The 16,173-nt window shown below is 57.9% G+C and carries 15 protein-coding genes and 2 pseudogenes; 3 read left to right on the top strand and 14 right to left on the bottom strand.

Going from position 1 to position 16,173, the window contains the following annotated elements; all coding sequences use genetic code 11:
- Positions 1–6: 6 nt before the first annotated feature.
- Genes trbF through ACQKP1_RS24735 form a run of 8 tightly spaced genes read right to left on the bottom strand, consistent with a single transcriptional unit; the run spans position 7 to position 7,444 of the window.
- Positions 7–672, bottom strand: coding sequence for a conjugal transfer protein TrbF (trbF, locus tag ACQKP1_RS24770; RefSeq protein ID WP_427277380.1), 666 nt, complete (start codon positions 670–672; stop codon positions 7–9).
- Positions 669–1,847, bottom strand: coding sequence for a P-type conjugative transfer protein TrbL (gene trbL / locus ACQKP1_RS24765; protein WP_427277415.1), 1,179 nt, complete (start codon positions 1,845–1,847; stop codon positions 669–671). The genes trbF and trbL overlap by 4 nt, the downstream gene beginning before the upstream one ends.
- A 17-nt stretch (positions 1,848–1,864) precedes the next feature.
- Complete coding sequence (gene trbJ, locus ACQKP1_RS24760; protein WP_427277379.1) at positions 1,865–2,620, bottom strand: P-type conjugative transfer protein TrbJ; 756 nt, start codon at positions 2,618–2,620, stop codon at positions 1,865–1,867.
- A gap of 34 nt (positions 2,621–2,654) precedes the next feature.
- The gene (locus ACQKP1_RS24755) at positions 2,655–5,150 is read right to left on the bottom strand and encodes a VirB4 family type IV secretion/conjugal transfer ATPase (RefSeq protein WP_427277378.1); all 2,496 of its coding nucleotides are present in this window, start codon (positions 5,148–5,150) and stop codon (positions 2,655–2,657) included.
- A 10-nt stretch (positions 5,151–5,160) separates the two neighbouring features.
- Positions 5,161–5,460: a conjugal transfer protein TrbD gene (locus ACQKP1_RS24750; protein ID WP_427277377.1), complete on the bottom strand. Its 300-nt coding sequence runs from the start codon at positions 5,458–5,460 to the stop codon at positions 5,161–5,163.
- Positions 5,460–5,858 (bottom strand): TrbC/VirB2 family protein, encoded by a 399-nt coding sequence (locus tag ACQKP1_RS24745; RefSeq protein ID WP_427277376.1) that lies wholly within the window; start codon positions 5,856–5,858, stop codon positions 5,460–5,462. Before ACQKP1_RS24745 ends, ACQKP1_RS24750 begins: the two co-directional genes overlap by 1 nt.
- A 16-nt stretch (positions 5,859–5,874) precedes the next feature.
- Positions 5,875–6,810: a P-type conjugative transfer ATPase TrbB gene (trbB, locus tag ACQKP1_RS24740; protein WP_427277375.1), complete on the bottom strand. Its 936-nt coding sequence runs from the start codon at positions 6,808–6,810 to the stop codon at positions 5,875–5,877.
- Positions 6,811–6,817: 7 nt separating this feature from the next.
- On the bottom strand, positions 6,818–7,444 hold the full coding sequence (locus ACQKP1_RS24735) for an acyl-homoserine-lactone synthase (protein WP_427277374.1): 627 nt from the start codon (positions 7,442–7,444) through the stop codon (positions 6,818–6,820).
- A gap of 404 nt (positions 7,445–7,848) precedes the next feature.
- Here ACQKP1_RS24735 and repA point away from each other — a divergent pair, with 404 nt between their 5' ends.
- From repA to repC, 3 genes are all read left to right on the top strand, one after another.
- On the top strand, positions 7,849–9,036 hold the full coding sequence (gene repA, locus ACQKP1_RS24730; protein WP_427277373.1) for a plasmid partitioning protein RepA: 1,188 nt from the start codon (positions 7,849–7,851) through the stop codon (positions 9,034–9,036).
- A 74-nt stretch (positions 9,037–9,110) separates the two neighbouring features.
- Positions 9,111–10,088: a plasmid partitioning protein RepB gene (gene repB, locus ACQKP1_RS24725; protein ID WP_427277372.1), complete on the top strand. Its 978-nt coding sequence runs from the start codon at positions 9,111–9,113 to the stop codon at positions 10,086–10,088.
- Positions 10,089–10,254: 166 nt separating this feature from the next.
- Complete coding sequence (repC, locus tag ACQKP1_RS24720) at positions 10,255–11,469, top strand: plasmid replication protein RepC (protein ID WP_427277371.1); 1,215 nt, start codon at positions 10,255–10,257, stop codon at positions 11,467–11,469.
- A 1,115-nt stretch (positions 11,470–12,584) separates the two neighbouring features.
- On the opposite strand, the gene ACQKP1_RS24715 is transcribed toward repC, so the two are convergent.
- The 6 genes and pseudogenes from ACQKP1_RS24715 to ACQKP1_RS24690 all read right to left on the bottom strand — a co-directional run.
- Positions 12,585–13,526 carry a sensor histidine kinase gene (locus ACQKP1_RS24715; protein ID WP_427277370.1) on the bottom strand — a complete coding sequence of 314 codons (942 nt, stop codon included), beginning with the start codon at positions 13,524–13,526 and terminating at the stop codon, positions 12,585–12,587.
- A 234-nt stretch (positions 13,527–13,760) separates the two neighbouring features.
- Positions 13,761–14,710 (bottom strand): annotated as a pseudogene (locus ACQKP1_RS24710) (integrase).
- Positions 14,707–14,955 carry a type II toxin-antitoxin system Phd/YefM family antitoxin gene (locus ACQKP1_RS24705; RefSeq protein ID WP_427277369.1) on the bottom strand — a complete coding sequence of 83 codons (249 nt, stop codon included), beginning with the start codon at positions 14,953–14,955 and terminating at the stop codon, positions 14,707–14,709. Before ACQKP1_RS24705 ends, ACQKP1_RS24710 begins: the two are co-directional and overlap by 4 nt.
- 10 nt (positions 14,956–14,965) lie before the next feature.
- A complete protein-coding gene (locus ACQKP1_RS24700; protein WP_427277368.1) occupies positions 14,966–15,343 on the bottom strand; it encodes a type II toxin-antitoxin system VapC family toxin in 378 nt (125 codons plus the stop codon).
- A complete protein-coding gene (locus tag ACQKP1_RS24695) occupies positions 15,340–15,633 on the bottom strand; it encodes a type II toxin-antitoxin system Phd/YefM family antitoxin (RefSeq protein ID WP_427277367.1) in 294 nt (97 codons plus the stop codon). The genes ACQKP1_RS24700 and ACQKP1_RS24695 overlap by 4 nt, the downstream gene beginning before the upstream one ends.
- 131 nt (positions 15,634–15,764) lie before the next feature.
- A pseudogene (locus ACQKP1_RS24690) lies at positions 15,765–16,142 on the bottom strand (Tn3 family transposase); the annotation flags it as partial.
- Between the last annotated feature and the right edge of the window lie 31 nt (positions 16,143–16,173).

The raw sequence follows: 16,173 nt of genomic DNA, 5'->3' as shown, positions 1-16,173 counted from the left end.
TTGGGGTCAGAGTTGCGCGGTCCAGTCGAAGTCGCGCACATAAAGGCCGATCGGGTTCAGCCGGATCACCGCCTCATCCTGAGGCTCGGTCAGGGTGACGGTCGCAATACCGCGATAGCGGCGACTGCCTGTTTCTCGACCCCGGCGATCCCGCTCGAACTCCGTCCAATCGATCTGCCAGCTGCGCTCGGACAAGGAGACGATGTTGGACACTTCGACCGAAACGGTCACTCGTTTGGCGGCCTCGAAGGGTGAGTTGGAGCGGAACCAGGCATTGATCTTTTCGGTCGAGGGATCTGACGCGCGAAGCAGCGCATAGGTGCGATCGATATACTTCTTCTGGACCACCGCATCGGGCGTCACGGACCGAAAACTTGCAACAAAATTGGCAAGGATAGCCCGCACCACCCGCCGGTCGGCATATTCGATCCGTTCCGGAACGCCGACCGCAACCGGGCTGCCCAACCGGTCGACTTCGACGATATAGGGAATGATGCGGCTTCCTCGGCTGAGATAGAGCGCATAACCGAAGCCGATACTCGCAAGAGCAAGGCTCAAGACCGCCACCGCGCGCCAGGCTCTCGCCTCCCGGACAAAACCTCCATATCGCTCGTTCCATTCAAGCCGGCCTGCCAGATAAGGGTTGAGTGCCTTTTGATCTTGATCTCTCATGGTGACGTCCCCTTGCCGCGTTGTTCATGGGCGCCTGTGCGAAGCTTCTCATTGGCCAGTCCAAGGAGAGAGGCGTGACTTGCACCCGGTGCCGCAATCAACTTGTCGCGGGCAGCTGCGCCAAGCGCGCGGGCCGTCTGACCGGCACCGGCCGACACGCCGGTGAGCGCGGCACGGGCAAGCGATGCTCCGCCGGCTCTCGCCGAAGTCGCGGCCTGAAAGGATTGGCCTGCGGCGGTTGCCGTCAGGAAGGCTCCCCCCGCGGCAAAGGACGTGGCCTGCATCCCGTGCCGGATGGCTTCCCCGCCCTGGGTGACCGACACGCCCTGCACCAGCCCTTGCACGATTGACGGCACATAGAGCGAAATGATGAAGACAACGACGGAGATGCCGGCAATCGAGAGTGTGGAAACGAGCGGCTCGGTGTCACTGATCGGAGCTGATGCCAGGCCCAGAAGGACTTCCGAGCCGATCCTGGCGATCATGACGAGCGCCATGAGCTTCATGCCAACCGAGAATGCATAGATCAGATAACGCAGGGCAAAGTCCTTGGTGAAGGACGAACCGCCCAGTCCAAGCATGATCATGCCTGCGAGAAGGCCGACATACATTTCCACCATCACCGAGACAAAGATGGCTGCGACCAGGGAAAAGCAGATGACCACCACGCCCATGGCAATCACGGAGGCAATCGCCAGGGCATTGTCTTCAAACAACCCGAAGCTTGCATGCTCCGACAAGGCAGACGCGACCCTTATTCCGGCATCGAAGACTTCGGCGGGTGAGGCCGATCCCTGGCCGGCGCCGATGGCAAACAGGCTGTCGACCACGGCATGCGCAAATCCCGGCCCCTGATCGAGGACAAAGGCGAAAAAGCCGACAAACAGGATCCGGCGCACGAGTTCGGCAAACCAGCTGTCGAGGGACGCTGCAGCCAGCGCCAGCCAAATGGCAGCAAGTCCGATCTCGATCGCTGCCAGGATCCAGAACAGCGAGCGGGCCGCATCCATGATGGTGGACTGCCAGTCGCGTGTTGCGGCAACGACCTGGTTTTCCAGTTCGCTCAAGACTGCGCCCTGTTGGGCAAGTGACGGCTCGCTGGTCGAGACAATGATCACGACGCTAAGACCGGCAGACAAAAGCAGGGATCGGTGTCCAGCATTTGCGGATCGGATTCTGCTCGGTTGGGTGCTCACCAGCGTGGCTCCATTTTCTGGCCAGCCGGTATCTCGCGAACCGTGGCCTTGAAGAACGCCTCTCTGCGGACCTGGGCGAGATCGCGAAGCCCCTGCTCTGATTGCAGCCAGGCCGCTGACATCGTCATTTGCTGGGAAAAAAGGGTGCGCAGTTTCTGCAGCTGACTGACCTGCTCGACGGCAATGTCATGCCCCACCTGCAGGGCTTTCATCTGCCCGTCTGCGGTCTCCGACAGACGCCTGAGCGACCTCATCGTCGCTTCCTCGTCCTCGAATTGCTCTGCGGTCAACCCGGCAACCCTGAGCGAAGTGGAGACGGTTTGGCGATTGGTGTTCGACCAGCTCTCGTAAGTCTCGGCGAAAGCCTGGCCGAGGGGAAGCTCCTGGCGCAGCTTCGCATAGTCTGGAAACCGCTGAGCCAGGATCGCATCGGCATTGCTCATGGTGAAGGCCATGCCCTCGCCCTGGAGTGTGATCTCTCTCAATCGCTGAAGTTGGCGCTCGACATCGCCCCAGACATGCGCCGGCAAGGAGGCGGTGTTTTGCAACATGGTACGATAGATCTCCAGCTGGTTCTGGATCTGTTGCGCAAGCTGACTGATCTGGGTCAGCTGATTGTCGACCTGGATGCCGGAACTCTCCAGGATCGCGACGAGCTCGGCATTATTGGCAAGCTGCGTCCACTCGGTTGCCGCCCCCGTCACCGAGCCGCCCTTTGCAGGGAAGGCAACCGACACTGCAAGCGCACACATCAGGGGCAGCAGTCTGCGCCTTTGCGCGTGAGTATCAGGTGTTGAGGTAGGAGAGCACATCCTCATATCCTTTCAGCATCAGCCATTGGCGGGGCCAATCGGCACCAAACCGTTCGTGGAGATCCTCGATCTGTCTGATCTGGCCGCGGTCCGACACCCCGGCAAAAGCGAGCGTCAGGGGCCCAAGCGACATCTCGAATAGGCGTCGGCCCTGCGGTGTGACGCAGTAGTAATCGCGCTTGGGACGGGCATTGGCGACGAGCTCAATCTGTCTCTCATTGAAGCCGAGCCTTTGGTAAAAGGAGCGCATCGCTGGCGTTTCAGCGCCCGGATTGGCAAGGCAGATCTTTGTCGGGCAGCTTTCCAGGAGCACGTCGATGATCCCGGAACGTTCGGCGTCAGAAATCGATTGGGTCGCCAGGACGACGGCACAATTGGCTTTCCGGAGCACTTTCAGCCATTCGCGGATCTTCTCGCGAAACACAGGGTGGCCCAAAAGCAGCCAGGCCTCGTCCAGGATGATCAGGCTGGGCGCTCCGGTGAGGCGTTTCTCGATACGGCGAAATAGATAGGTAAGCACGGGAACGAGGTTACGCTCGCCCATAGTCATCAATTCCTCGACCTCCACGCATTGAAACGCCTGCAGATCGAGCGTATCGGCTTCCGCATCCATCAGATGCCCCATCGGCCCTTCGATGGTATAGTGCCTCAGCGCCTCCTTGATCTCGCGCAGTTGCACGCCACTGACGAAATCCGAAAGTGAACGACTGGAAGCGGTGGCCATCAGCCCGATCTGCCGAGCAATGGCATTGCGATGCTCCGGCTTCACCTCCAGCCCCTGAAGCGCGACGAGCATTTCCACGAACTCACAGGCCCAGGCACGATCGACGTCCGTGGTCAGGTCGGCAAGCGGGCAAAAGGCGAGCTTGCCAGTCTCTTCTATCTCCCCTTCCCTCCCCTCTTCGCTTCCCCCTCGCTCGCCGCCAATCCGGTAATGGTCTCCGCCCACAGCCAGGGTCAAAGGCAGGAGCGACAGACCCTTGTCGAAGGCAAAGACCTGTGCGCCGCTGTAGCGCCGGAACTGGGCTGCGATGAGTGCGAGAAGCGTTGATTTGCCCGAACCCGTCGGACCAAAGATGAGTGTGTGTCCAACATCCTCGACATGCAGATTGAAGCTGAAGGGGGTTGAGCCTGAGGCGACCTGCATCAAGGAGGGAGCGGCAGGTGGATAAAACGGACACGGCGCGGTGCTTTCCCCTGACCAGACCGAGTTCAAAGGCAAAAGGTCGGATAGATTGCGTGTGCTGAGCAAAGGGTCACGGACATTGCAGTACCAATTTCCCGGAAGACTGCCGAGATAGGCTTCGGTCGCATTGAAGGTCTCGATCCGGGCGCCGAAACCCTCTTTCTGGATGGTTCGCCTGATATATTCGGCGTTTTCAACCAAGGCCTTTTGATCTTCATCAAACAGGACGATCACCGGAGTGTAGTGGCCAAAAGCCACCAGTCCGGAACTTGCCTCGGCGATTGCCCGCTCTGTCTCGATGACCATGGATGCTGCATCCTGGTCGACGGAACGGCTTCTCGTCTGGAACAACTGGTCGAGGAACGGCCTGACTTTCTGCTGCCAGCGCCGCCTGGTACGCTCCAGCCTTGCCCTTGCCTCTTCAGGATCGAGAAAGATGAAGCGAGACGACCAGCGATAGGAAAGCGGCATCTGGTCAAGCGCGTTCAGAATTCCGGGCCAGCTCTCGGCAGGAAAACCGTCAATGGCAACGGTCGCGACATAACGGTGGTCGATCCTCGGTGTTATCCCGTGTTCCATCTGCCCGGTGACCAGGCAATCGAGATACATGGCAACCTCGGGCAAGCGTACCGGCAGGTTTTCCCCGCAAATGCAAAATCTGATGAGCTGCAGCAGGCTGTCGAACTGCGCCGGACGCAGGCTGGAGGGGTCATTGACCTTTCTTGCACCCATTCTCTCGATCGACATCGTCCCGGCCAGATATTGTTCAAGTTCGCGGATCGCGTCGGAAAAGACCTTGAGCGCCTTGTCGGCTGTGTTTTTTGTTGCGGCCCTTCCGTGCCCGGCTTCTTCAGAATAGGCGAAGCCTGCGACGGTCTCACCGGAAAGCACAGGTGACCTGTAGGTTAAAATGAGCGCATGTTTGCTGACGAAATGGCTGTTGTGACGCTCGAAATGATCCCGCCGCTCCCTGTCGATTGCCAGGGTAACCTGATCTGGAAAATGGGACTGTTCGGCATTCGGATAGGTAGCGCTGGCAAGGCGAAGGCTTTCCACCTGCAGCATCCATCCGGATCCCAGCCGGCAGATTATTTTATTGATTTCATTAGATATTCTGTTTCTTTCGAGATCTGTTGCGCTTTCAGTGTCGGGCCCTGCAAAATACCAGCCGGCCATGAGGCTGCCATCCTTGAGGAGCATGATCCCGTCATCGACCATGGCAGCATAGGGCATCAGATCCGCAAAAGACGGACCGCTGTTGTGAAAGGCGGAAAGAGCGACCATCTGACCCTCCTCACCGGCGGTTGAAAGGCGTGGCGGTCGGCCGATAAAGGGGGCGGTATCGGATATGCCGCAGATAGACGCGGCGCATCAAAGGGTCCGATTTTGCTATCCGGCGAAGCAGGGCAATGGTGATGAACCAGGCGAGACATCCGAGTGTCAGCGCATAGACGGTGATCACCACGAAGATGAGGATCGCCGAGATCAGCCCGGTCACCAGCACGAGCTCCCGGTCCGCCCCGAACATCAGGTTTGGACGCGACAGGGCGCGGTGGATGGGGTGGAGGTCGAGGAGGTGCTCGCGCTCGCTCATCAGACCCCCCTCCCCTCAACTCCGGCGGCAGTGGAGGAGATGATTTTCACTGCCGGATCGTCCGCTCCTTCTGGAACGGTAGAGGCGATTGTTGCCCCGGTTGCGCCGAACAGGGAGACGATTTGGCTTGCGCCCAGCAAGATTCCGGCGACCAGCACGACATACATGAGGCGGCGGGCGAAATCATTGAGTTCACCGCCAAAGATCAGCATGCCGCCGGCAACCGCGACCGCTGCTAGCGCAATGAAGCCTGCAACCGGCCCTGTTATCGACTGCTGGATCTGTTCAAGGGGCGCTTCCCAGGGCAATCCGCCGCCCGAGCTTGCCATGACCGGATGCGCCAAGGCGCATAGGCCAAGAAAACCAAGTGTCGCGCATGCTGTGTTGGAACGCTTCATGATCTTTTCCTCTCGGCTAGCTCAGTTGATATTGGCCGTTCGCAAATCCCGTGACAGACAGCACCTCTTCGATCCTGCGGCCGGTTTCGGTTCGCCGCATCGACACGACGAGACCGACAGCGTCTGCGATGACCTGGCTCATGCCTGTCTGGCTGACTTCGGCGACCAATTGTTCAAGCCGGACGAGTGCGGCACGAGCGTCATTCGCATGCAGGGTCGTGAAGCCGCCGGGGTGACCGGTATTCCAGGCTTTAAGGAGTGTGAGCGCTGCTCCATCCCGGACTTCGCCGACCATGATCCGGTCAGGACGCAGTCTGAGTGTGCTCTTCAGAAGCCGTGAGACCGGGAGCTCGTCGCTGCTTCGCAGCAAGACCGCGTTTTCGTTGCCGCAGTCGATCTCGATCGTGTCTTCGATCAGCACGATGCGATCATTCGGAAACAGCCGCTGGATTTCGAGCATGACGGCATTAGCAAGTGTCGTCTTTCCCGATCCGGTGCCACCGCAGACGAGAATGTTCTGGCGCTCCTGGATGGCATGAAGGATCCGCTGGCATTGCACGGGTGTCATGATCCTCGAGTCGACATAGTCGTGCAGGCGAAGGTGGCCAGTGGTTCGGCGCCGGATCGAAAAGGTCGGGCCCTTCACGACTGGTGGCAAAAGCCCTTCGAAGCGATGCCCGCCCAATGGAAGTTCGCCAGACACGATTGGCTTGGTCTCGTTGACATCCTGGCCAAGCCCATGGGCAACAATTCCGATCAGGATTTCAGCACGCTGCATGTCAAGCTGGCCGGCCGGCGCCATGCCAGCGCCTTGGGTTTCGATATAGAGTTTGCCATCGGGATTGAGCATGATCTCGACCACCTCGGGATCGCCAAGCGCTTCGCACAACGAGGCACCGAACGCTTCCCTGAGCTTGCGGATCAGACGGTCATCGCTTCTTGCCATCGCCATGATTGCCTCATCCCGTTCTTCCTAGTTGCCCATATAAGGGACGGTATCCTGGTGGCTTGAGGCGCTTGAGCACATCGTCGGAAATGGCGAGCGATCCAGCCACGCTGAGGGTTTCATTGATCAGTGTCGGAGCGCCAAGCCGTTTCAACGGCCAGCCCACCATCTTGAGAAGGCGCTCGAATTTCACATCTGTGGCCGTTACCAGCTCGTCATACCCGCGAGCCAAGCTCCATTCGACGATTCCGGCAAGCAGAATGCGGGTTCTCGAATGGATGATGGAAGCGCTGGCGCCCCCTGCCCTTCCCGACCGGTCGATGCAAAACCGCGAGCTTTCGATCATGCGCTCATGCAAGGCCAGGCTTCTTCCATCGAGAAGCTCGGGAAAGACTTCCCGCAGCATGCTGGAGCGCAGCGGCGGCAGAAGTCGGACACAGCCGACAACATGGACGTCGTCTTCTATGCCCAGGATGTAGGTCGGGCTGTGGTCGTCGAACTGATCGCGTTCCAGCCCGTCTTCGCTATTCACCTGCCAGTTCAAGCGCCCGGCAAAGACGCGGGCCCGCAGGCGCCACATCTCCTCAAGAAGATGCCGGTGCTCAGGCGTTTGAACTTCGTCCACGACAATCAGCTGCATGAGAGAACCCTCGGGTTGAGGTCTCCAGCAGAACGGACGGACCAAGATCGGTCTAGCTACAAATCTGTTGAATCGTGGATGGAGTGGAACTTGAGGTGAGTCGGGCTTGTGTTGCCAAGAGAATCGCTTTGACCGCACCAATTGGGATAGATTTGCGCCCTTCAGCCGAGCCCTGGGCTGGTATGCAACCACAAATCTGTGGTCGTGGCTTCTCGACGGCTGTTGGCCAAGTCACTGGAATCGCAACGTCATTTGCCAAAGGCGCTGAAAATTCCAGTCCTCGCTGAGTGGGACTTCGCCTCAATCAGGCAGGCATATTGCTTGCCAAGCCTTAGGAATCGGATAACAGTCACGATAATTTCCGTGTTTTCGCGAAAATATCGTGACAAAGGGTTTCTAGGCAAATGAATGTGAAACGAGCGTCGCTGGATCCAGTGCCGAGTTTTGCCGATATCATCCTCGAACAGGGCGGTGAGATCTCGAGCAAGCTCGACATGCTGCGGATGGAGAAGTTTCCTCCAAACGCACAAAAGACGCTGCGCCTGTTTCCGTTGGCCGAAGTGGCGCAGTTCGTCGGCGTGTCGCCAAGCTATCTGAAAAAGCTGCATCTGCAAGGCAAGGGTGGCGAACCCTATACGACGTCGACAGGCCGCAGATATTACACCGCCGCGCAGATGAACGATCTGCGGGCCCTTCTCGACCGTGTGCCGCAAAGGCGTGCCGGCGAAAAGCTGCAGGTGATTGCCGTCGTCAACTTCAAGGGTGGTTCGGGCAAGACGACCACATCCGCCCACTTGGCTCAGTTTCTCGCTTTGAGCGGTTATCGTGTGCTTGCGGTCGACCTCGACCCACAGGCATCCTTGACTGCCCTTTACGGCATTCAGCCAGAGCTTGATGAGAAGCCCTCGTTCTACGAGGCCATTCGCTACGACGAAGGCCGTCGTTCGATCACAGAGATTATCCAGCCGACAAACTTTCCCAACCTGCATGTCGTTCCCGCAAACCTGGAACTGCAGGAATACGAATATGAGACGCCGCTCGCGATGCAGCGGAAGGACTCGATGGAGGGCAAGCTCTTCTATACCCGCATCGGTACCGCACTTGCCGAAGTCGATGATCAGTATGACGTTGTCGTCATCGATTGCCCACCGCAGCTCGGCTACCTGACATTGACTGCGCTGACGGCGGCGACGTCCGTCTTGATCACCGTGCATCCGCAGATGCTCGATATCATGTCCATGTCGCAGTTCCTTCTGATGCTCGGTGACATTCTCAAGAGCGTTGAAGGCGCTGGCGTCAATGTCAGCCTCGACTGGTTCCGCTACCTGATCACGCGTTTTGAGCCGATGGACGTGCCGCAACAACAAATGGTCGGCTTCATGCAGTCGATGTTCGCGCAGCAAATGATGAAGAATCACATGGTGAAAACCACGGCGGTGTCTGACGCAGGCCTGACGAAACAGACACTTTATGAAGTCGAGCGATCGCAGTTCACATCCGCCACCTACGATCGAGCAAGAGAAGCCATGGACCTCGTTAACGGTGAGGTCATCGACCTTTTGGAAACAGCCTGGGGGCGGCGCCGTGCGTGATCCGTTGTCAGCCGTACAGAATGGCCTTTTGTTGAGGCTTTTCAGGAGATTGGATACCGTGAGGAACGCAGATCATGGCGCGTAAGGATATCTTTGCCAATATCACGGCCGCCGACGGTCCACGCACCGAGCGCAAGGCAACGCCCGGCTACGCCAATCGCGGCGCGTCAAGGTCGATGATCAGCTCGCTCAGCGAACTGGCTGAAAAGGCAGCGATTGCCGACCAGGCTTTGGTCGGTGAAACTGTCGCCGAGCTCGATCCATCATTGATCGACAAGTCCTTCATCTCAGACCGAATGGGCGAGGATGAAGAGGCATTCCACGAACTGATCGAGGCAATTCGAGAGCGCGGACAGGATACGCCTGTTCTGGTCAGGCCACACCCGACCGACAAGGGGCGATATCAGATCGTCTTTGGACACAGGCGTGTCCGAGCAGCGCGCATTCTTGGCCGCCCCGTCAAGGCGGTGGTGAAACATGTCTCGGATGTCGATCACGTGATTGCCCAGGGGCAGGAAAACTCTGCCCGTGAGAATCTCTCCTTCATCGAACGAGCAGCCTTTGCCCACCATCTCCAGGCAATCGGACACGACCGCCGGACGATTCAGCTGGCTCTGTCTATCGATGGCGCCCTTCTGACGCGAATGCTGTCTGTCACGGCACGTGTACCCGAAACGATCATCCAGGCTATTGGAGCAGCAAAGACGATTGGTCGCGATCGCTGGCTCGATCTGGCCTCGGCAGTTGAACATCCCGATGCGCTCGGTCAAGCCGAGACAGCCGTCAATGCGGAAGGCTTCAACGGCTTGCCATCAGAGGAACGTTTTGAGCGCGTGGCAATGGCTGCGCGCAACGCCAACAAGCCCCGCCGCCAGATGCGCCCATCAGGTCATTGGCAGTCGGACGATGCCGCGGTCACAGCGGAGTTCAAGGGGGCCGGCAAGAGCTTTTCGATTTCCTTGAAGTCCAAGGAGGCGGCCAGTTTCGGTCGTTTCATTGCTGACAATCTGGAGCGGCTGCACGCCGAATACCGCAAACAGTCGAAGTCTTAAGAGGAGTAGAAACGCAAAAGAAAAAGGCCCCCCAAGCGTCGCCGCCCTGGAAGCCTTCCTCATATCCTAGCAGATTGAGAATCGCATCTCCGGGAATTCTAGTCAAGAGTCTTTGGCACCGTTTTTGGTGAGCAGTTTTCTGTTGCCTTCAAGAAGGTGAAGAAAAATGCACAGGCATCCTATAACCACGCCCTTCGGGCGGGGGGCGATTAAGCTCGCCCATGTTTCCAGGCAGATCGAAACTGCCAAGGCCAGGCCTGGCCTCTCCGTTGATAAATGGAAGGTGTTTCGCGACATTTGCGAAGCGCGGCTGCTTATCGGCATTCCCGACCGGGCTCTGACAGTCCTGGATGCGCTGCTGAGCTTTTACCCGCAAGGTGAGCTCTCGGAAGATGCAGGGCTCGTGGTGTTCCCCTCCAATGCTCAACTGAGCCTCCGGGCGCATGGGATGGCCGATGCCACCCTTCGCCGTCATCTCGCAGCTCTCATCGAGGTCGGCCTCATTGTGCGTAAGGACAGTCCGAACGGCAAGCGCTATGCCCATAAGGGGCGGGACGGCAGTGTGGAAGACGCCTTTGGCTTCAGCCTCGCCCCGCTCTTGGCGCGTCGCGATGAGCTTGCAATGCTTGCGCAGCAGGTTGTCGCTGATCGCCGGCGGTTCTTGCGTGCAAAGGAGACACTGACAATTTGCCGGCGAGATATTCGTAAACTAATCTCTGCGGCCCTGGAGGAGGGGGCTGGCGGCGACTGGCTGGCTCTCGAGGACCGCTACATTCAGATTATCGCCCGCCTTCCGCGCAAACTGACGATCGAGGTGATCGAGAGAAGCCTCTCGGAGCTGTATGTTCTGCGCGCGGATGTCTCCAACTTGCTGGAAACTACGTTAGTTTCTGAAAATATGAGCGGCAATGCCGCCGAAAATGAGCGTCATATACAGAATTCAAATACCGAATCCTTCAATGAACTTGAACCTAGCTCTGGAAAAGAGCAGGGGGAAAAGCCGAGGCAGGAACGGAAAGTCCAGAGCGAGCCGATGAAGGCTTTCCCATTAGGCATGGTGCTGAAGGCCTGCCCGCAGATTAGTGATTATGGTCCTGGGGGATCAATCGCGGCCTGGCGCGACTTGATGCAGGCCGCCGTGGTGGTCAGGTCGATGCTCGGTATCAGTGCCTCGGCATATCAGGAGGCCTGTGAGGTGATGGGAGCGGAAAATGCCGCTGTTGCGGTTGCCGCGATCCTCGAAAGGGCAGGGCACATCAATTCGGCGGGCGGTTATCTGCGTGATCTGACACGGCGGACCAGCCGGGGCGAGTTTTCTCTGGGGCCAATGATCATGGCCTTGTTGCGTGCGAACGGGGAGGCGCGTTTGGCGACTGGGTAGGAAGGATCCTCACGGTCTGCGCGGGAGGGAACCTGGTTTCTTCCGAGTCAGAATGAGCTTGATGGCTATCGAGCGGAGAAAGTCGCCACTCGAGCCGAGTGCTGCGATTGGAAGTTCATCTTGGACAATCCATTAAAGTCCGTTGTCAGCCGTACAGAATCGCTTTTTCTTGTGCTAATTCATGTAGTTATGGGCCCTGCTGAACAGCTCTAGTGGCACCATTCTGAAGGATGGATGGATTGCGTGCCCTGAGGGCGATTCCATGAAGTGAGGGATACGTGCGGACCAAATATGAGAATGTGTTGTGACGCTCACGAATGTTGTGTCATCACTGATCAATGCTAGCGGAAATGAGGGGGCGAACGTTGGTAGGCGGGAATTATTTCGATGACGAGCAAGAGATCGGCCCGCAGGGGCTTGCACTATTGCGCAGGGTACTCGCTGATCTGTTTCGAGATCAGGTCGACGGTTCCGATGAGGACAAGGAGCTAGGCTTGGCGAAAGAGCTGGTGGCTCTCTTCAAGTCGGGTTTTCGAAGCGAAGAGGAACTGAAAGCAATGGCTCGGGGAGGCGAGTTGCTCTGTCGCAATGAGATAGAATGATGGCGTGGGCATGTCTGCAGTTCCCCTCGCCTACGCTCGCTGATTTGACCGCCTGAAGGTTCGGACATCTTCAGCTAGGCTCCGGGGAAAACGGATGAGAGTTTATCGTTTCATCACTCGCCCGCGGCCCGTGACGTTCTTCGCAGATGCGTTGGAAATCTGCTGCCTCAGGCGGGTAGTATGGCAATATCACTGCACGTGTTCGACTTAGTCGAGTTTGCAAGTCCCTTGCCTTATCGCGATGACGCAGCAGCAATACGAGTATTGCGATAATCAGACTGTCGATTCGGGATGTCGACATTCTGGCTGGACACAGCAAAAATTTGATATGGTGGCAGCCAACGAGGTGAGATCATTTGCTACCTCGGATCCAAGAATGGCCTGGCCGCTCTGATTGGAATGTCCGGCCCGGTGCTCGACGCAAACGAATGCACGCAAAAGGCCGCATCGGATTTCTAGAGACACCCGCTACTGCCGGCACCTGGCTGCCACTCGTTTGACACGGGTGACTTCTCAGCCGAGCGTCAAATTCGCCGAGAGCGTGGTTCCGGTCTCTGATTGGAAGTTAAAGACGCCATTTAACTGGCGGACCGATCCTTCTATCAGGCGCGTACCCGTGCCAGAAGAAGAAGCGCTGACGTCAAAACCTACACCCTGATCCCGTATGGTGAGCTGGCTCTTGCCGTGAGCGTCTGTCACAGTCAGTGCAATCCACAAGCCCCCCTCGCCATCTGGGTAAGCATATTTGATGGCGTTCGTCACAACTTCGTTCACCAGCAGTGCCAGTGCTGTCGCCTTGTCAGCGGATACCGGCGCGGATTGCAGGTCGAACTCGACATGAAGTTTTGCATCATGTGCCGAAACTGCGCTGCAGACGACAGTGCGGATGAGGTCTGCAGCGTCTATTTTTGCGTAGGCATCGTTTTTATAGATCTGCTCGTGGACGGCGATCATCGATTTGATCCGGCTACTTAATGCTTCGAAGCCCTCTTGACCACGCATTTGAAGGCGAACCAGCGACATGACGGACTGCAGGTTGTTCTTCACTCGATGATGAATTTCACGCAGAAGCATTTCGTTGATTTCGAGTGCCTTGACGAGTTGCGCTGATTGCAGCTCCTGAGCTTTGAGGAGATGCCTAATCCGCCAGCCGACAACAGCAGCAGCTCCGATAATCACGACGGCAACAAATCCCAGTCTTAGAGCGGTTTGCTGAAGTGGTTGGATCAGGAACTCGTAGTCTGCGGCCGCCACTGCGATGAAGGGGGTGCCTTCCACCCGGCGGTATGCGACTACGCGCCTGACGCCATCCATTGGTGAGGTCTCTGCAACATAGGTACCAGACGGCGCCTCCTTGAGATACTTTGTGAAGAGGATGTAGCCGGACATGCCTAAAGTCGTCTCAGGCAGCGGGTAACGCGCCACAAGCATGCCGTCATCACGAATGATGCTCACCGCATAATCTCCGCCGAGATCTACGGTGTCCCAGATTGGTCGCGTGATGTCCGCAGGCACTGACACCATACGGGCCGAGCAGATGGCCAAGGCGGCGTCGGGTCTTGCGGAAGGCCTCAAGCACCTCTCGAGTGGTGATTTGACATTCCGCCTGAACGAGCCCTTTGCCACCGACTTCAAAGCCTTGCGATCGGATTTCAACGCAGCCGTTGGTCAGTTGGCGCTGACACGCTGTCAAAGCAGCACTGCAATCGAAAAGCAGACGGCGCTGGCCACGAATGAAAACCAAGCTCTGTGCCGTGCCTGGACCAGGAGCATGGTCGCGCGGCCACTGCGCCGTTGGGCGTTGTTGTCGTCGCTGGATGCCTGGTGGACGGATCGATGACGAGACTGCTCCATCGGCTCTGGCAGTGGAATGCCGCGATTGGCAGCTATCCGTCAGATAGCCCGAGCGCGGTCCCTTGGCGGAATACCCCCCGCGGATCGAGGCCTGCCAGTTCTATCCGCTGCTCGACGATGTCGCGGATGGCCTTCGGGGTTAGCGGCCGAGGTGAAACATTGCCCCACCGATCGATTGGCCTGAAGACACTGTCTTTTATCGATCTTCGCAGCTGCAGTCCGCATCTTTAAGCCAGCAACCGGTCGATCGCGGAGATAAACCACTTCATCTTTGTCGACACCGCTGGTCGTGGTGCGACCGAGATGAATGAAAAGAGAGGGCAGGGGAGGGGCCCAATCTACCCGGATCGGCTCTTTCGGCTTCAGCTGTTCGATCCTGAGGCTCGCGATTGCGCTACGGCGCCTGTCGCCCGAGGCCGAGGCGACCAACAGGATAGCGCGCTTTCTGAGATCTCATAGGCCCCCGGCGTGCAGGTCGCGATCAGTCCGGACCGAATATCCTCGGTAAAAGGCCTTAAAGGTGCTGCGCAACGAGCTTGAGGAGCAGTGCTGAAGGTGCAGGCCGAGGCAGCGAGCAACCAGTGGCAGCCAGCGACCAAGCGTGTAGATACGCAAGATCAGACGTCAGAGCACTGAGGGTGTTTTCGTAAATGCCCTATTGACCAGATGCGCAGCATCTCGACATCGTGGTTGTCCATAAGTCCCACCAGTTTGTCGCGCCGCTCCACTGGGAAGACTGCATTAGTCGTGTCGATATCCTGGACCCGGCGGTCAACGGCGCTTATTTCGGCAGACCGTGATCATCGTAAAAATCGGAGTGATCGGAAGTTGTGCCGGGTGGCACGTTTCTACGACCCTCCTGCGCCAGAGAAAGAAAATCTTCATAAGAGGTGTTCTTCTGCGCGATCGGTTGGAGCGTCGCGACCGGTATCTCCGCTCGACAGATTGCGATCTCATCGCCACGGAATGACAGATCAATCAGCTCCTCAAGCCGCTCTGCCGCTTCCTTTACGTCAACGAGAATTCTCACCGCTTTCTCCTTACCAGAGCCTATCCTGCAGCACGGCATCGAACACCTTGTCCGTCGAGATCAGTGCGCAATGCTCGAGCCGTGTTTGCGCTGCAAGGATCCGGTCCCATGGATCCCGATGCTCCCAGTCGAAGGCCGCCGCAAGTTCCGCATGCAAGTCACTGATGGCTAGAGTCTGGAAGCCGCTGTGGATGATAGCGGCGCGCAATTCCTGCGGCTTCAGGTCGAGCTTCTTCAGCCGCATCTTGTTGTCGAGTTCATAGAAGGAGACGGCGCTGACGAGAACGGCGTTACTCTTGTCTTCGATTAGGGAGCGTGCATTCAGTGAAAGTCTGGCACTACCGATCGTCCACCAATAGACTGCATGGCTATCGAGAATAAGCTTCACGAGCGCTTGCCCCAGTCTACCGCTTCACCTTGAAAGACACCGACGTCGTCGTTCCAGTCGCCGGCGTCGATCGCGGCTTGGTCAGGATCGTGCTCGTCGAACAGGTCGTCCGGAAGACCCCGCCGCGCCAGGAGACCGAAAGGCCTCTTGCCGGCTGGATCAGCCGGACCGATACGGGCATAAATCTCGTTGTCGCGCATGATGATGATCTCTTCGCCCTGATTGGCGCGATTAAGCACCTCGGCGAAATTCTTGCGCGCCTCACTGATCTTGTAGCGGGTCTGAGGCATTGTTGGCTCCAGTTTGGGCTTCGACGTTAAACTACCACTAGATCTGGTGATGTACAACGAGCATGTACGGAGTACTCCCGGCAAGGGTTGCCGATCGGATAGCTACCCAGCCGCGGTACGGTCGGGAGCCCTCATCTGCTCTCGTCGTCGCGCTCGCTGAAAATTCGACGCGTTGACCATGGGACATCCCCCATAGAGAGGGCATCGCGTTGGTTACCCGCTGAACAAAGGTTGGCGTAAACAGGTACAGAATGCTCAGGCTGCTCGCGTTCCGTCAGAGATGACAAGCCTTTTCCGTGACCTACGTCGAGCGCCCGCTCCCAGAGGAAATCGCCGGCGAATGCGATATGCTCCCAACCGACCGGTGAGGCAAGCGCTATCATCGCATCTTCGACGAGCTTACCGGTCGAATGTATATGCGCAAGCGCGTCGGCCATATAGGTCGAACTCCAGTACACGATCGCGGCGACGACGAGGTTGAGGCGGGACGCGCGGTACTGCTGCGCCTCATACGCTTTATCATCCTTGCATTCATGGAAC

Source organism: Allorhizobium sp. NPDC080224 (assembly GCF_050281005.1).
GTDB lineage: Bacteria > Pseudomonadota > Alphaproteobacteria > Rhizobiales > Rhizobiaceae > Allorhizobium.
The sequence above is the reverse complement of the archived record's forward strand: the minus strand, read 5'-3'. Positions and strand labels throughout refer to the sequence as shown.

What these genes read in the sequence shown, in the direction of transcription:
- ACQKP1_RS24735 (WP_427277374.1), bottom strand. Translation starts at nt 7,444, where the DNA reads ATGCAGCTGATTGTCGTGGACGAAGTTCAAACGCCTGAGCACCGGCAT.
- trbF (WP_427277380.1), bottom strand. Translation starts at nt 672, where the DNA reads ATGAGAGATCAAGATCAAAAGGCACTCAACCCTTATCTGGCAGGCCGG.
- repB (WP_427277372.1), top strand. Translation starts at nt 9,111, where the DNA reads ATGGCGCGTAAGGATATCTTTGCCAATATCACGGCCGCCGACGGTCCA.
- trbJ (WP_427277379.1), bottom strand. Translation starts at nt 2,620, where the DNA reads ATGTGTGCGCTTGCAGTGTCGGTTGCCTTCCCTGCAAAGGGCGGCTCG.
- trbB (WP_427277375.1), bottom strand. Translation starts at nt 6,810, where the DNA reads ATGGCGATGGCAAGAAGCGATGACCGTCTGATCCGCAAGCTCAGGGAA.
- ACQKP1_RS24745 (WP_427277376.1), bottom strand. Translation starts at nt 5,858, where the DNA reads ATGAAGCGTTCCAACACAGCATGCGCGACACTTGGTTTTCTTGGCCTA.
- ACQKP1_RS24755 (WP_427277378.1), bottom strand. Translation starts at nt 5,150, where the DNA reads ATGGTCGCTCTTTCCGCCTTTCACAACAGCGGTCCGTCTTTTGCGGAT.
- ACQKP1_RS24695 (WP_427277367.1), bottom strand. Translation starts at nt 15,633, where the DNA reads ATGCCTCAGACCCGCTACAAGATCAGTGAGGCGCGCAAGAATTTCGCC.
- ACQKP1_RS24750 (WP_427277377.1), bottom strand. Translation starts at nt 5,460, where the DNA reads ATGAGCGAGCGCGAGCACCTCCTCGACCTCCACCCCATCCACCGCGCC.
- repC (WP_427277371.1), top strand. Translation starts at nt 10,255, where the DNA reads ATGCACAGGCATCCTATAACCACGCCCTTCGGGCGGGGGGCGATTAAG.
- repA (WP_427277373.1), top strand. Translation starts at nt 7,849, where the DNA reads ATGAATGTGAAACGAGCGTCGCTGGATCCAGTGCCGAGTTTTGCCGAT.